Genomic DNA, 13797 nt, shown 5'->3' on the forward strand with positions numbered 1-13797 from the left:
GATGGACCGCTGCACCTGGGAGACCCGGCGCATGCTGCAGCGCATCCTGGCGGGCTGGCACGAACTCGCCCCGGTGCTGCCGGACTTGGAGCGGCACCTGGCCGAGACCACCAACTACCCCGTCCAGGTGCAGCACCACGAGCTGTCGGTGTCCGCCGCCCGGATCGCCAAGTTCCTGGCCGAGGAGCACGGGCAGCCGTCCGCCGCGATCGGCCACCTGCACGACTGGCTGGTCGGCGTCGCCGGGGCGCAACTGCGCGGCGACTGGGTGGCCTTCCTGGCCCGGGTGCAGGGCGCGCCGGGGCTGACCGTCCACGAGCGGGCCGACCTGGTGGTGATCGCGGGCGTGCTGTGCTTCCCACCGGTGACGCCGGTGCGGGCCGACGGGCGGCGGCTGGTCGAGATGGCCACCCACGCCCTGGTGATCGGCAGCCCGTCCCTGCTGCTGGAGGACCTGTCGGCCCGGCAGGAGCAGCAGTTGGCGTGGCACGCCCGGCAGGAGGTGGAGAAGTCCCGCAGCGGCCCGCCGCCGCTGCGGGAGACGGACCCGCCGGTCCTCCCGCCGCCCCGGGAGCGCCGCCGGGTGGTGGCGGCCGCCGTCGGCCTGGCCCTGCTGGTGACGGCCGGCCTGGTGACGGCGGTGTCCTGGCCCGGCGGCCCGGCGCCGCTGCCCGACCAGAAGGCGATCTGGACCGCGCACACCGTCGACCCGGGCGGCACGGCCTTCGCCACGGTCGACGTCCCGGCGGGCGCGAAGCGGCTGGAGGCCGAGCTGACGCTGCGGGACGCGAACCCGGACACCGGCGCCTGCAACGACCTGACCGCCGAGCTCAGCACCGACCAGGGCGGCAGCAGCGGCCCGCGGCCCCTCGGCGCGAAGGCCTCCGTCCCGGTGCCCTCCGGCCGGTCCGCCGTGCGCCTGACGCTGCGGCTGGCGGGCATGGCCAACTGCACCCAGACCATCGACATCCCGAGCATCCGCTTCACCCGCTAGGAGACCCCCGTGCACGTCCCGCGCCCCGCCGTCCACCTGGCGGCCGGACTGCTCCTGCTCGGCACCGCCGCGTCCGGCTGCTCCGGCGGCGGCGACGATCCGCCGTTCGACAGCCTGCCGGTCAAGGTCGGCTTCAAGACCGACCGGCCCGGCATGTCCGAGTTCACCGACAAGGGCGTGTACGACGGCTTCGAGCCGCACCTGACCATGAAGGTGCTCGGCTCCCGCAAGCTCGACTACACCTCGCTGACGGTGACCACCGCCAACTGGGAGGACGCCCTCACCGACGGCAAGGCCAACCACAACAAGGTCGACCTGGTGGTCGCCGACGTCTCCGAGCGCGACAGCCTCAAGCGGGACTACGACCTGGCCGGCCCCTACCTGCAGACCCCGCTGGGCGTGCTGCTGAAGGCCGGCGACACCCGGGCGGTCGCCAAGTCCGAGGACCTGAAGCCGCTGCGGGTGTGCGTCACCGGCGGCACCACCGCCGAGGCGCAGCTCAAGGACATCGGTCCCCGGGTGACCGTCACCGGCACCGACCTGCGGGAGTGCCTGGCCCGGGTCGACGACGACACCGCGGACGCCGTGCTCTCCGACTACCTGGTGCTGCAGGGCGTGGCCGCCAACTCGGGCGGTGGCGGGCAGCGCGCCTACCGGGTGGCCCGGGACGCCCACATCGGCAAGACCCAGTTCCTGATGATGGTGCTGCCGAAGGGGCACCGGAAGGCCTGCGAGCTGCTGCGCGGGGCCATCAACGACTACCTGCAGGACCCGGACTGGATGAACGCCCTGCGCACGTCCTTCGGCTTCGGCCCGGACTTCACCGACAAGGAGCTGCGCGACACCTTCAAGCCGGTCACCACCTCCGCCGGGGACCGCTGCTCGGCCTGAACCCCGGTGGCGCTCAGCCCAGTTCCTCGTCCAGCCCCCGTTCGATCGCGTACCGGACCAGCTCGACCCGGTTGTGCAGCTGCAGCTTGCCCAGGGTGTTCTGGACGTGGTTCTGCACGGTGCGGTGCGAGAGCACCAGGCGGTCGGCGATCTGCCGGTAGGACAGGCCCTTGGCGACCAGCCGCAGCACCTCGGTCTCCCGCGGGGTCAGCTGCGGGGCGGCGGGCTCGGCGGGGGTGCCCGGCTCGGAGGCCAGCCGGCGGAACTCGCCCAGCACCAGGCCGGCCAGGCCGGGGGTGAACACCGGGTCGCCGACGGCGGTGCGGCGCACCGCGTCGAGCAGTTCCTCCCGGCCGGCCGACTTCACCAGGTAGCCGGTCGCCCCGGACTTCACCGCCTCCAGCACGTCGGCGTGCTCGCCGCTGGCGGAGAGCACCAGCACCCGCACCGCCGGGTCGGCGGCCACCACCCGGCGGCACACCTCGGCACCGGACAGCGCGGGCAGGTTGAGGTCCAGCACCACCACCTGGGGGGTGCTGGCCCGGGCCCGGCGCACCGCCTCCTCGCCGTCCCCCGCGGTGGCGACCACGGCGAACCCGGCCTCCGCCAAGTCCCGGGCCACCCCGTCGCGCCACATCGGGTGGTCGTCCACCACCATCACGCGCACCGGCTGCTCAGTCGTCATGCCCACTCCTCGGCCACCGCAGTTCCACCTCGACGCCCTCCCCGGGCGCCGAGTACAGCTCGGCGCTGCCGCCGAGGTCGAGCATCCGGCCGCGGATCGACTGGGCGACCCCGAGCCGGCCGTCCCGCTGCGCCTCGGCGAGCCGCCCGGCCGGGAAGCCGGGGCCGTCGTCGCGCACCGACACGGTGACCGCCTCCGGCTCGTCCTCGACCAGGATCCAGGCCCGGGCCGACTCCCCCGCGTGCCGGCGGACGTTGTCGAGCGCGGCGGCGACCGCGGCGGCCAGTTCGGCGGCGGCCGCGGCGGGCAGCAGGACGGGCGTGGCGGGCGCGGCGACGGTGATCCGCTCGTCGGCGTGCCGGGAGACCAGCGGACGCAGGTCCTGCTCGCCGTCCGGCTCGGCCGGCTCGGGCAGCCGGCCGCCGGTCATCAGGGCCCGCAGCGCGCGCTCCTGCTCGCCCGCCAGGCGGCCGAGTTCGGCGGTGTCGCCCTGCTGGCGGTGCACCAGGGCGAGCACCTGGAGCACCCCGTCGTGGATGTCCCGGGAGAGGCGTTCGCGCTCCCGGGTGGCGGCCTCCACCTGGAGCGCCCGGGTGAGCACCGCCTCGCTGGCCCGGGCCAGTTCGATCACGTAGCCGATGGCGCAGCCGGCCACCAGCAGCAGCACGATGTTGTGCAGGTTGTCGGGGCTGACCCCGCCGTGCCCGAGGATGTTGGCCGCGCCGATCACCGCCCCGGCGAACGCGGCCGCCCGCCAGCCGCCCCGGCCGGCGAAGCCCAGCACGGTGCCGGCCGCCCAGATGGTCGGCAGGGTGGGCGCGCCCGCGTGGATCCGGGCCGGGGTGTCGATGATCCCGCTCATCACGATGCCGGTCACCGCGACCGTCAGGTCGGTGCCCAGCACCGGCCAGGTGCACCGCTGCGGCCCGGCGAACGCCCGGGTGGAGGCCAGCGTCCACAGGCTCAGCGCGCCCAGGAAGATCCAGCCGGAGACCGGGTGCAGGAACTCCCGGTACGCGGTGAGGTAGCGCAGCACCGCGTACGCCAGGGCGAGCACCCGGAAGTACCCGATGGCGCGCCACAGCGGCAGCTCCACCGACATCCCGCCGGCCACCACGGACGCCGCCAGCCCGGCCGGCGCCGGCCGGCCGGCCCCCTGCGGCGCGCGGCGCGCGGCCGCGGCGGGTCCGCGGTCCTCCGCCACCCCGACGGGTCTGTGGTCCTCCACCAGCCAAGCCCCCCTGTGACGGGCCGTCAGGCCCCGGCGTCCTTCGGCCCGTCCGCAGCCTTCTTCTCCTCGGCCTTCTTCTCGTCGGCCGTCTGCTCCTCGGCCTTCTTCTCCTCGGCCCCGGCCTCCGCCTTGGCGGCCTCCGCCTCGGCCTTCTCGGCCTTCTGCTGGGCCTTGCGGTCGGCGTCCGCGGCCTTCTTCTCCTCGGCGAGCTGCCGCTTGGCGGCGGTCGCGTAGATGTCCACGTACTCCTGGCCGGACAGCCGCATGATCTCGTACATCACCTCGTCGGTGACCGAGCGCAGGATGAACCTGTCGTTCTCCATGCCCTGGTAGCGGGAGAAGTCCAGCGGGCGGCCGATCCGGATGCCGGGCCGGACGCCGAAGTTGGGCATCACCTGGCCGGGCGGCTGCACCTTCTCGGTGTCGATCATCGCGACCGGGATCACCGGCGCGCCGGTGGCCAGCGCGACCCGGGCCAGGCCGCCGACCTTGCCGCGGTACAACTTGCCGTCGGGCGAGCGGGTGCCCTCCGGGTAGACGCCGAAGATCTCGCCCCGCTCGACCACCGCGATGCCGCTGCGGATCGCCGCCTCACCGGCGCCGCGGGCGCCCGAGCGGTCCACCGGCAGCTGGCCGACGCCCTTGAAGAACGCGGCGGTCAGCCGGCCCTTGATGCCGGGCGTGGTGAAGTACTCGGCCTTCGCGATGAAGGTCACCCGGCGCTTGAGCAGCGCCGGCAGGAAGAACGAGTCGGAGAACGAAAGGTGGTTGCTGGCGAGGATGGCCGGACCCTCGTCCGGAATGTTCTCCTCGCCCTCCATCCACGGCCGGAAGAAGATCCGCAGCAGCGGCGCGACGATCATCTTCATCAGTCGGTAGAACAACCGGAGCCTCCTGTGGTGCGGACCGGACGATCCTAATGCCCCCGTCTGCCGCCCGGTGCACCGGCGAACCGTCCGTCCGCGCACCGGGCCCCTGTACGGGGCATCCCGCCCGTGGGACCATCGAGCCACCCTCACCCTGCCCGCACCTCCAGGAGTGCCGCATGCCGCTGCTGCCGGGAGCCGAGCCGTACCGCCGAGCGGGCGGTCCGGTCGGTGTGCTGCTGATTCACGGTTTCACCGGTTCGCCCCAGTCCATGCGCCCGTGGGCCGAACACCTCGCCGAGGCCGGCCTGGCCGTCTCCGTCCCGCTGCTGCCCGGCCACGGCACCCGCTGGCAGGACCTCCAGCCCACCCGCTGGGAGGACTGGTACGCCACCGTCGAGACCGCCTTCGAGGAGCTCGCCGCCGAGTGCGAGCAGGTCTTCGTCTGCGCGCTCTCGATGGGCGGCTCGCTGGCCCTGCGGCTCGCCGCGCGGCACGGCGGCCGCGTCCGCGGACTGGTGCTCGTCAACCCGTCGGTGCGTTCCGACAACCCCGCGACGGTGTTTCTCCCACTGGTGCGCCACCTGCTCCCGTCCCTCCCCGGCGTGGCGGGCGACATCGCCCTGCCCGGCGCCGGCGAGGTCGGCTACGACCGCGTCCCGCTGCACGCCGCCTGGTCGCTGGCCCGGCTGTGGAGGGACGTCCAGGCGGGAATGCCGGCGGTCACCCAGCCGGTTCTGCTGATGCACAGTCCGCAGGACCACGTGGTCTCGCCGCGCAACTCGGCCATGGTGCTCGCCCGGATATCCTCGACCGATGTGACGGAGCTGCCGCTGGAGCGCAGCTTCCACGTGGCCACGCTGGACCACGACGCCGGTCTGGTCTTCGGGGCGAGCCTCGACTTCGTCCGGCGGCTGGCCCCGGCAGCGGCGGTCGACGCCGGGAACAACTCGGGCTGAAAGGCCGAATGTGAACGAGACCAGCAAGGCGAACGACGACGAGGACCTGCCCCGCGAGGACGCCGGGGCGCCCGGGCCGGCGGCCGCCGAGACCGCCGGGGCCGACTCCGCGCCCGCGGCCGCGCCGCGCCGTCCCGCCGCGGGCAGCCAGGCCGAGCAGGACGCGATCTTCGCCGCGCTGGTCGCCCAGTTCGACGACCCCGTCGACCTCACCGATCCGGCCTGGCCCGAGGTGGAGAACCTGCGGGCGCGCACCGAGCGGGAGCAGCACCCCCGCCCGACCGCGCCCACCACGACCAACGGCGGCCTGGGCGACTTCACCCCGCGTCCGGTCCCCCGTCCGGGCGACGGGCCGCGCGACTACGCTCCCGCCGAGGACCCGGACGAGGGCCACTTCGTGCCGCCGGAGCCCCCGCCGCTGCCCGCCGCCGACACCACCGCCAAGTTCGCCTGGCTGGCCGTGCTGGGCGGTCCCGCGCTGCTGCTGTTCGACGCCGTGGTCTGGCACGAGGTCTCCGGCTGGCCGGCCTGGGTCGGGCTGCTGTCCTTCCTCGGCGGCTTCGGCACCCTGGTCGCCCGGATGAAGGACCGCGACGAGGACGAGCCGGAGGACCCGAACGGCGGCGCCGTCGTCTGAACGACCGGGCCCCGGCCGGGGGTCGGCCGTCCGCCCCGCCCCCGGCCCGGCCGGGCTCGGTTCACTCCGCCGCGGTGCGCTCCGGCGCGGGGATCCGCAGCGTCGCCAGCACCGGCAGGTGGTCGGTGGCGGCGTGCAGGTCCGCCTCGCTGACGCCCGGCAGCGGGTAGGGCACGCCGCAGCCCAGCACCTCGACGTCCGGCGTGACGAACACCCCGTCGATCCGCTGGTAGGGCTGCTTCGGCACCGAGGTGTACGTCCCGCCCCAGGGCGCCTTGGCGTGCGCGTCGGTCAGCTCGGCCGCGAGCGCGCGCCAACCCGGGCCCTCGGGCGGCTCGTTGAAGTCTCCGGCGATCACGCCCAGCTCCCCCGGCCGCAGTTGGCCCCGCAGCAGGTCGAACTGCCTCAGCCGCTCGGCCGGTTCGAGGCTCAGGTGGCAGCTGGTCACCGAGAACGGCCGGCTCCCGCCGATCCGCAGCAGGGCGCTCGCGAACCCGCGCGCGTGCAGCCCGCGGGTCTTCGGCAGCAGCACGTCCCGCAGCTCCAGCAGGTCCACCCGCAGGTTGCCCAGCAGCAGCGGCCCCGCCGCCACCCGCCCGCCCCCGGCCAGGATCACCAGGCCCGTCCGGTGCGCCAGCCAGGCCGCCGCCTTCTCGGTCTTCCAGTACCGGGGCGACTCCTGCACGCAGACCACGTCCGGCTCGCAGGCCCGGATCACCCGGGCCACCGCGGCCCGGTCGTCCCGCAGCGACCGCACGTTGTAGCTCAGCACCCGCACCCGCCGTGCGCCGTCCGGCTCCGCCCCGGACGACGCCGGCGCAACCTCAGTGTCCGTCACCTGACCGACAGTAACAGGCGGCGCCGGGTGGATGGTTGCGGAAACGTGCGGACACCGGGCGCGAAGCGTGCACCCGGCACCGCGGCCCGGCGGCGGACGCCGCAGGGCCGCGGCGGGGGCGGTGGTCCGCCCTCCCGCCGCGGCCCTGCCGCGCGTTCCGGTGCCGGGGGCTAGATGCGGGCCAGGTCGGCCGCGCCCGCGATGCCCGCGGCCGAACCCATCGACGCCAGCACCACGTTGGCGCGGGGCCGGGCCGGGCCGCCGGTCAGGTACTGCTGGAAGCTCGCCGTGACCGGGTCGAGCAGCAGGTGGCCGGAGTCGGAGACGCCGCCGCCGAGGACGAAGACGCCCGGGTCGAACAGGGCGGCGAGGTCGGCCATGCCGCGGCCGAGCCAGTCGGCGAGTTCCGCGTAGCAGGACAGCGCCAGCGCGTCGCCCTCCTCGGCGGCCTCGGTGATGTGGATGCCGCGGATCGTCTCGGCGACGCCGTCGTTGAGTTCGAGCATCCGCTTGCCGGCGATCGGGTCGGCGGCGGCGCGCTCGCGGCCGTAGCGGCGCAGCGCGCGGCCGGAGCCGTACTGCTCCCAGCAGCCGTGGCCGCCGCAGCCGCACTCCAGGCCGTCGGGGACCATGTTCAGGTGGCCGATCTCGCCGGCCACGCCGAACCGGCCGCGGTGCAGCCGGCCGTCGAGGACGATGCCGCCGCCGAGGCCGGTGCCGACGGTGATCAGGACCATGTCCTCGTACGCGGCGGCGGCGCCGAACCGGAACTCGGCCCAGGCGGCGCAGTTGGCGTCGTTCTCGACGACGGTCTCCAGGCCGGTGAGTTCCTCGACCCGCTGCTTGAGGGGCTCGTTCTCCCAGGCGATGTTGGGCGCCATCAGGACGGTGGAGCGGTCCCGGCTGACGAACCCGGGCGCGCCGACGCCGACCGCGGTGACGTCGGGGTACTGCTCCTTCAACTCCCGTACGCCCTGGGCGATGGCGTCGACCGCCCACTGGGGGTCGGCCGGGGTCGGCACCCGGGTCTTGGCCAGAATCTCGCCGGACTCGTCGACCACGCCTGCTGCGATCTTGGTACCGCCGACGTCCACGCCGATGGTCAGAGCCATGTGTCCCTCAGCTATTCACTCGTTCCCGCTCAGCGGAACCGTACCCGCTGAGGGGCACCCACGTATACAGCCTGGCGTACATTATTCGAAGGCAATTCCAGACCCATTGGTCATGGTGCCTTCAGAAGTCATACCAACGGTACCGGTGAGTAGTTGGCCGGAAGCGCAGCGCGACCGCGCCGTTCGGCCGGATTGATTACTTGTCGGACGCCTCGGCAGGTCCGTCCAGGTCCACCCGCTCGGTCTCGGCGTGTTGGGGCGCGGACCAGTTCCGCTCGTGCCCGGCGACGGCGGCCCGGTAGGCGGCCAGCAGTTCGCCGCCGGCGGCGGCGAGGTGGCCGTACACCTCGGGGTTGGACTCGCGCAGCCGGCCGCCGACCTCCACGGCCTTGGCGCCCAGCGCGGTGGCGAACCGGCGCACCTCCTCGACCAGCGGCGCGAACTCCCCCGCCCCGTCCGGCCGTTCGGCGCCCTGCCCGGACCCCTGCTCCCCGTCCTGCTGCTGCCCCTGCTGCCGTTCCCGCCGCTGTTCCTGCTGCTGCTCGGTGCTCACCGCGCCACTCCTCATCCGTCCGTCCGTCCGGCCGTGCCGGCTGCCCGTGCGCCCCTGCTGCCGTGCGCCCCGGCTACCCGCGCGGCCAGAGCGCGGGGTCGGGCGCGAACCGCACCGACAGCACCCCGTCCGCCAGTCCGGCCCCGCTGACCGTGCAACGGCGCAGACCGGACGGGAGTGCCAGGACTCGCCGGTAACCTCCGACGCCGACCACCAACTCGTCGCCGCGGCGCAGCAGTTCCAGTTCGCCCCGGTCGGCGCCGGGCAGCGGCAGGTGCCAGACCAGCCGGTTCTCGGCGGCGAGCAGGTCCTCGACCCGGGGGTCGGCGGGCGCGGGCGGGTGCGGGGCCCCGGCGGCGTAGAGCCGTTCGGCCAGCGCCTCCAGGCCGCCGTCGGGCTGCCGGGCGACCAGCACCGGGACGTCGCCCAACTGTTCGGCGACGGCGTCGAGTTGCTCGTCCTGCCGGGCGGCCGTCGCGGCCAGCCAGGGGTCGGCGGAGCCGGCCGCGGCGGCGGGCAGCGCGCCGTGCGCGACCACCGCGTCCAGGGGGAGCCCGTGCAGGGCGAGTCCGGCCCGGATCCGGGCCAGCGCGCGGGGCGCGGGGCGGGCGGCGTCCAGCACCAGGCGGACGGTGGTGCCGGGGGCGGCGATCGCGGCGGCGGCCTCGGCGAGCGCGGCGGAGGCGGCGGCCCGGGCCTCGAACAGCCGGTCGGTGGGCATCGGGACGCCGGCCAGGCCCGCCAGCAGCGGGCGCAGCGCGCGGGCGGCCTGGCGCTGCTCGGGCAGCAGCCGGGCGAGGTAGCGCTCCAGTTGGGCGGGCAGCGCGAGGGTGCCGATCAGTTCGGCGGGCGGCGGGGCGGCGACCACCAGCACCTCGGCCTTGGCCCGGGGCAGCGCGCGCAGCAGGGCGAGGGCGCGGGTGCCGGGCAGCGGGGCGAGCTCCTCGGGGTCGAGCGGCTGGGCGCCGATCAGGTCGAGGGCGGGGGCGAGCCGGTCGCGGTAGCCGTCGAGGGCGGCCCGGAAGGCGGCCTGCTCGTCGAGCCGGACGGCGGCCAGGTGCGCTTCCAGGTCGACGGGTTCGGGGCCGAGCCGGACGCCGAGCAGGTCGTCGACGGCGCGGTGCGGGTCGTCGGCGGCCAGCAGCAGGGTGTCGCTGCCCCGGCGGGCGTGGTGCAGGGCGGTGGCGGCGGCGATCCGGCCGGATTCCGGGCCGCTGACCAGTACGGTGCGGGTGGCCACGGGCCCGGTCAGCCCTCCACGCGCTTCTTCAGTCCGGCCAGCGCCCGGTCGATGATGACCTTCTCGGCCTTGCGCTTGATCATGCCGAGCATCGGGATCTTGACGTCCACGGCAAGCTGGTAGGTGACCTCGGTGCCCTTGCCGGCGGGGGCGAGCGCGTACGAGCCGTCCAGGGCGCGCAGCATCTGGCTGCTGACCAGGGTCCAGCTGACCTCGCGGTCGCCGTCCCAGGTGTAGGCGAGGGTGTGCTCGTCGCGGATGGCGCCGGCGTCCAGCAGCAGCCGCACCTTGGCGGCGCGGCCGTCGGGGCCGGACTCCAGGACGTCGATCTCCTTGACCTCGCCGGTCCACTGCGGGTAGGCGGCGAAGTCGGCGATCACCGCCATGACCTCGGCCGGGGTGGCGTCGATGACAATGCTCGACCTGGTGTGCTCCGCCATTGCGGCCTCCGCGATCTCCCTGTGCTGCTGTGCGCCCAGCAGAGGCTATCGCGGGCGGGGCCGCACGCTTCCCGCGCGGGCACCTACCGGCGGGTCACCTCCGCACTGCCGTAGGGTTCGATCCGGTCCCCCCGCACTTCCGACCTGCGGTGTGACGATCGGAACACCGGGGCCGACCCCCCTGGCCGAACGCGCCTACCCGGCAGTAACGTCCAGTCGTCCCGCAGCGTCGCAGACGAGGAGCAGTCTTGCTCGACGAGTTCAGCCTTCCGGCCCGCTACCAGGTACCGAGCGACGGCAACCTCGCCGACCTGGTCCACCAGAACGCGGAGCGGCACCCGGGCGTCGCTGTGCTCAGCCGCAAGTCCGCCGGGCAGTGGCAGGACCTCACCGCCGCCCAGTTCCTCGCCGAGGTGCACGCCGTCGCCAAGGGCCTGGCCGCCTCCGGCATCGGCCCCGGCGACCGGGTCGCCGTGATGTCCCGCACCCGCTACGAGTGGACGCTGCTCGACTTCGCGATCTGGACCGCCGGCGCGATCACCGTCCCGGTGTACGAGACCTCCTCCGCCGAGCAGGTGCGGTGGATCCTCGGCGACTCCGGCGCGCTCGCCGTCGTCACCGAGACCGACGCCCACGCCGCCGTGGTCGAGGAGGTCCGCGACGGGCTGCCGGAGCTGAAGCACGCCTGGCAGATCGAGCGGGACGGCATCGCCGCCCTCACCCGGGCCGGCGCGGGCGTCGACGACGCGACGATCGCCGAGCGCCGCACCCTGGCCGGGCCGGACTCGATCGCCACCATCGTCTACACCTCCGGCACCACCGGCCGCCCCAAGGGCTGTCAGCTCACCCACGGCAACTTCCTCGCCGAACTGGGCAACGTCACCGCCCGGATGCCCGAGCTGTTCCGCACCGGCGAGTCCTCCGTCCTGCTGTTCCTGCCGCTGGCCCACGTGCTCGGCCGGATCGCCGAGATCGCCGCCGCCATCGCCCCGGTCAGGCTCGGCCACGTCTCCGACATCAAGAACGTCACCGAGGAGCTCGGCTCGTTCAAGCCGACCCTGATCCTCGGCGTCCCCCGGGTGTTCGAGAAGGTCTACAACACCGCCCGCGCCAAGGCCCAGGCCGACGGCAAGGGCGGCATCTTCGACCGCGCCGCCGACACCGCCGTCGCCTACAGCCGCGCCCTGGACGCCGGCCGCCCCTCGCTCGGCCTGCGGATCCGGCACGCGGTCTTCGACCGGCTGGTCTACGGCAAGCTGCGGGCCGCGCTCGGCGGCCGCTGCCGCTACGCCATCTCCGGCGGCGCCCCGCTCGGCGAGCGGCTCGGCCACTTCTACCGGGGCATCGGGTTCGTCGTCCTGGAGGGCTACGGCCTCACCGAGTCCTGCGCCGCGACCGCCTTCAACCCCCACGACAAGCCCAAGATCGGCACCGTCGGCCAGCCGCTGCCCGGCTCGGCGATCCGGATCGCCGCGGACGGCGAGGTCCTGCTCAAGGGCCCGCAGGTGTTCACCGGCTACTGGAACAACCCCGCCGCCACCGCCGACGCCCTGCGCGACGGCTGGTTCGCCACCGGGGACCTGGGCACCCTCGACGACGAGGGCTACCTGACCATCACCGGCCGCAAGAAGGAGATCATCGTCACCGCCGGCGGCAAGAACGTCGCCCCCGCCGTGATCGAGGACCGCATCCGGGCCCACGCGATCGTCGGCGAGGTCATGGTGGTCGGCGACCGCAAGCCCTTCATCGCCTGCCTGGTCACCGTCGACGACGAGTTCTTCCCGCGCTGGAAGGCGCTCAACGGCAAGCCCGCCGACGCCACCGTCGAGCAGCTGCGCGAGGACCCGGACCTGCTCGCGGCCGTCCAGGCCGCGGTGGACGACGGCAACCAGGCCGTCTCGCACGCCGAGGCCGTCAAGAAGTTCCGCCTCCTCACCACCACCTTCACCGAGGCCGGCGGCCACCTGACGCCCTCCCTCAAGCTCAAGCGCAACGTCGTCCTCAAGGACTTCGCCGCCGAGATCGAGGGCCTCTACACCCGGTAGGACCGAGTACACCCGGTAGGACCGGCCCGCGGGGCTGCGGCGGGGGTGCGTCAGCGCTCCTGCAGCAACCCCGTGAGCCGCTCCGCGAGCATGTCCCAGCGCCAGGCCCCGTGCACCCACTTCCGCCCGGCCTCGCCCATCTCGCGGCGCAGGTCCCCGTCGCCGAGCAGCCGCACCAGCCGCTGGGCGAGCAGCGACTCCCCGCCCCGGCCCGGCACCACGTATCCGGTCTCGCCCTCGCGGACCGCGTCCGGCGCCCCGCCGGAGTCCCCGGCGACGACCGGGAGGCCGGTCGCGGAGGCCTCCAGGTAGACGATGCCCAGGCCCTCGACGTCCAGGCCGCCGCGGCGGGTGCGGCAGGGCATCGCGAAGACGTCGCCGGCCCCGTAGTGGGCCGGGAGCTCCTCCCAGGGCACCGCGCCGGTGAAGACCACCGAGGAGCGCACGCCCACCGCGTCGACCAGCTTCTCCAGGTCGGCCCGGTACGGCCCGCCGCCGACGATCAGCAGCACCGCATCGGGCTGGACCGCCAGCACCTGCGGCAGCGCCCGGATCAGGGTGTCCTGCCCCTTGCGCGGCACCAGCCGGGAGACGCACACCACCACCGGCCGCCCGCTGAGCCCGAGCCGGGCCCGCACCGCGTCGCCGCCGGAGTCCGGCCGGAAGGTCGACTCGTCGACGCCGGGCGGCAGTTGGACCATCCGCCGGGCGGCGGCCGGCCCGACCGCCCGGGCGATCCGCGCGCGGGTGTACTCGCCGAGGTAGGTCAGCACGTCGGTGCCGGCCCCGATCCGGCGCAGCAGTTGGGCGGAGACCGGCAGCCCGGCCCAGGCCGCCTCGTGCCCGTGGGTCATGCCGAGCAGCCGCTCGGCGCCGGCCCGGCGCAGCGCGGGGGCCGCCAGTCCGAGCGGGGCGGCGGCGCCGAACCAGACCGAGGTGCAGCCCTCGGCGCGCAGGATCTCGGCGGCCCGGCGGGTGACCCGCGGGGTGGGGAGCATCATCCGGGTGCGGTCGCGGACGACCGGGAAGGGCTGGCGGGCGTCGAACTCGGCGACCTCGCGGCCGTCCCTCCACGTGGAGGCGTACACCACGACCGAGCCGGCGGGCTGCCGGACGGCCATGCTGTGGACGAACGTCTGGATGCCGCCCGGCCGGGGCGGGAAGTCGTTCGTGACGATGAGTGTCTTGTGCATGCCTCGGCTCGCTCGGTCGGGGGGTGCTCGGACTACCTGTGCACGGTCCGTACGATAGGTCACCGTGTCCGTCCACCGGGAACACGGCCCCGCAGCGCGGCGGGGTCCGGCCC

Annotated in this window: 14 protein-coding genes; 5 read left to right on the forward strand and 9 right to left on the reverse strand. The window is 74.7% G+C overall.

What is annotated here, in order from left to right; all coding sequences use genetic code 11:
• Window position 1 precedes the first annotated feature (1 nt).
• Together HUT16_RS09265 and HUT16_RS09270 are read left to right on the forward strand one after the other, a co-directional pair.
• Window positions 2-994 (forward strand): hypothetical protein, encoded by a 993-nt coding sequence (locus HUT16_RS09265; protein WP_176187246.1) that lies wholly within the window; start codon window positions 2-4, stop codon window positions 992-994.
• A gap of 9 nt (window positions 995-1003) precedes the next feature.
• The gene (locus tag HUT16_RS09270; RefSeq protein WP_176187248.1) at window positions 1004-1885 is read left to right on the forward strand and encodes a transporter substrate-binding domain-containing protein; all 882 of its coding nucleotides are present in this window, start codon (window positions 1004-1006) and stop codon (window positions 1883-1885) included.
• 13 nt (window positions 1886-1898) lie between these two features.
• Here HUT16_RS09270 and HUT16_RS09275 read toward each other — a convergent pair whose 3' ends face one another.
• The 3 genes from HUT16_RS09275 to HUT16_RS09285 form a co-directional block, all read right to left on the reverse strand.
• The gene (locus tag HUT16_RS09275) at window positions 1899-2570 is read right to left on the reverse strand and encodes a response regulator transcription factor (RefSeq protein ID WP_176187250.1); all 672 of its coding nucleotides are present in this window, start codon (window positions 2568-2570) and stop codon (window positions 1899-1901) included.
• Window positions 2560-3672: a MacS family sensor histidine kinase gene (gene macS, locus HUT16_RS09280; protein WP_176192582.1), complete on the reverse strand. Its 1113-nt coding sequence runs from the start codon at window positions 3670-3672 to the stop codon at window positions 2560-2562. Before macS ends, HUT16_RS09275 begins: the two co-directional genes overlap by 11 nt.
• Window positions 3673-3824: 152 nt before the next feature.
• Window positions 3825-4670 carry a 1-acyl-sn-glycerol-3-phosphate acyltransferase gene (locus HUT16_RS09285; RefSeq protein WP_176192583.1) on the reverse strand — a complete coding sequence of 282 codons (846 nt, stop codon included), beginning with the start codon at window positions 4668-4670 and terminating at the stop codon, window positions 3825-3827.
• A gap of 176 nt (window positions 4671-4846) precedes the next feature.
• On the opposite strand from HUT16_RS09285, the gene HUT16_RS09290 reads away from it, so the two are divergent.
• Both HUT16_RS09290 and HUT16_RS09295 read left to right on the forward strand, forming a co-directional pair.
• Window positions 4847-5626, forward strand: coding sequence for a carboxylesterase (locus tag HUT16_RS09290; RefSeq protein WP_176187252.1), 780 nt, complete (start codon window positions 4847-4849; stop codon window positions 5624-5626).
• Window positions 5627-5636: 10 nt separating this feature from the next.
• Window positions 5637-6263, forward strand: coding sequence for a hypothetical protein (locus HUT16_RS09295; protein WP_254897726.1), 627 nt, complete (start codon window positions 5637-5639; stop codon window positions 6261-6263).
• A 61-nt stretch (window positions 6264-6324) separates the two neighbouring features.
• On the opposite strand, the gene HUT16_RS09300 is transcribed toward HUT16_RS09295, so the two are convergent.
• The 5 genes from HUT16_RS09300 to HUT16_RS09320 all read right to left on the reverse strand — a co-directional run bounded on the left by HUT16_RS09300 (window position 6325) and on the right by HUT16_RS09320 (window position 10446).
• Window positions 6325-7101 (reverse strand): endonuclease/exonuclease/phosphatase family protein, encoded by a 777-nt coding sequence (locus HUT16_RS09300; RefSeq protein WP_176187254.1) that lies wholly within the window; start codon window positions 7099-7101, stop codon window positions 6325-6327.
• A 170-nt stretch (window positions 7102-7271) separates the two neighbouring features.
• Window positions 7272-8213, reverse strand: a complete 942-nt coding sequence (locus tag HUT16_RS09305; protein WP_176187256.1) for an ROK family glucokinase — start codon at window positions 8211-8213, stop codon at window positions 7272-7274.
• A gap of 196 nt (window positions 8214-8409) precedes the next feature.
• Entirely contained in the window at window positions 8410-8766 is a 357-nt protein-coding gene (locus HUT16_RS39700; protein ID WP_368662677.1) for a DUF5304 family protein, read from the reverse strand.
• Between the two features lie 73 nt (window positions 8767-8839).
• Window positions 8840-10006: an ArsA family ATPase gene (locus HUT16_RS09315; protein ID WP_176187261.1), complete on the reverse strand. Its 1167-nt coding sequence runs from the start codon at window positions 10004-10006 to the stop codon at window positions 8840-8842.
• A gap of 8 nt (window positions 10007-10014) precedes the next feature.
• Window positions 10015-10446 carry an SRPBCC family protein gene (locus HUT16_RS09320; RefSeq protein WP_176187263.1) on the reverse strand — a complete coding sequence of 144 codons (432 nt, stop codon included), beginning with the start codon at window positions 10444-10446 and terminating at the stop codon, window positions 10015-10017.
• Between the two features lie 248 nt (window positions 10447-10694).
• Here HUT16_RS09320 and HUT16_RS09325 point away from each other — a divergent pair, with 248 nt between their 5' ends.
• Window positions 10695-12491: a long-chain fatty acid--CoA ligase gene (locus HUT16_RS09325; RefSeq protein ID WP_176187265.1), complete on the forward strand. Its 1797-nt coding sequence runs from the start codon at window positions 10695-10697 to the stop codon at window positions 12489-12491.
• Between the two features lie 50 nt (window positions 12492-12541).
• On the opposite strand, the gene HUT16_RS09330 is transcribed toward HUT16_RS09325, so the two are convergent.
• Window positions 12542-13684, reverse strand: a complete 1143-nt coding sequence (locus HUT16_RS09330) for a glycosyltransferase family 4 protein (protein WP_176187267.1) — start codon at window positions 13682-13684, stop codon at window positions 12542-12544.
• Between the last annotated feature and the right edge of the window lie 113 nt (window positions 13685-13797).

Origin of the sequence: Kitasatospora sp. NA04385 (assembly GCF_013364235.1) — a bacterium.
Classification (GTDB): Bacteria; Actinomycetota; Actinomycetes; order Streptomycetales; family Streptomycetaceae; genus Kitasatospora.